The sequence below is a fragment of the Kocuria sp. NBRC 114282 genome (assembly GCF_030268385.1).
Taxonomy (GTDB): Bacteria; Actinomycetota; Actinomycetes; order Actinomycetales; family Micrococcaceae; genus Kocuria; species Kocuria palustris.
Genome location: NZ_BSQO01000024.1, coordinates 1 through 912 on the forward strand (window position 1 = coordinate 1; position 912 = coordinate 912).

A 912-nucleotide genomic window follows, 5' to 3' on the forward strand; every position below is an offset into this window, starting at 1 on the left:
CTAGGGCGTGTCTCCTTTATTGACCATTCCAGCACTGACACGGTGGTGTTGTGACTACGAAGCAACGACACCGAGTATTCACTGATGAGCAGTGGGAGAAGATTGAACCTCTCCTACCTTCGAATGCCGGCAAAAGAGCCCGACCGTTTGAAAACAACCGTCGAATCGTCGAGGGAATCGTCTACCGCTACCGTGTCGGCATCGCCTGGCGCGATCTGCCCCGTGAGCACTTCGGGCCTTGGCAGACGGTATGGAAACGTCACCGCCGCTACGCCGCCGATGGCACCTGGGACCGGGTGCTGGCCCACGTACTTTCTGATGCTGATGCTGCCGGTGATATCGACTGGAACGTCTCCGTGGATGGCACCATCAATCGTGGCCACCAGCATGCAACGAACACGACGCGCCCTGACCAAGACACAGGGGCTACGTCGAATTACAAGAATCTGCCCGATCAGGAGTGTGAGCCGACCGGGCATGGCATCGGTCGCTCGCGCGGTGGGCTGACGACGAAGATCCATCATGCCGTCGACGGCAATGGCCGCCCCCTGGCAGTGGTGGTCACCGGTGGACAGCGCCACGACGGGGTGATCCTGCCGCAGGTCCTTGCCGATATTCGAGTGCCGCGGGCTGGTGGCGGTCGCTCTCGCACTCGTCCGGATACCGTTCTCGCTGATCGTGCTTATGGGTCCAGGGCGAATCGCGAGTACCTGCGATCGCGAGGCATTCGGGCAGTGATCCCGGAGAAGAAGGACCAGGTCGCGAGCCGAAAGAGACGCGGGAGTAAGGATGGACGGCCGCCGACGTTCGATGCTGGTGCCTATCGGAACCGCAACGTCGTGGAACGCTCGTTTGCCTACGTCAAACAGTGGCGAGGATTAGCAACGCGCTACGACAAGCTCGCGATCACCT

The 912-nt window shown here is 60.9% G+C and carries 1 protein-coding gene; it reads left to right on the top strand.

What is annotated here, in order from left to right; genetic code table 11:
* Window positions 1-50 precede the first annotated feature (50 nt).
* The coding region (locus QSJ40_RS12550) for an IS5 family transposase (RefSeq protein WP_285731340.1) at window positions 51-912 on the top strand (862 nt) is incomplete at its 3' end.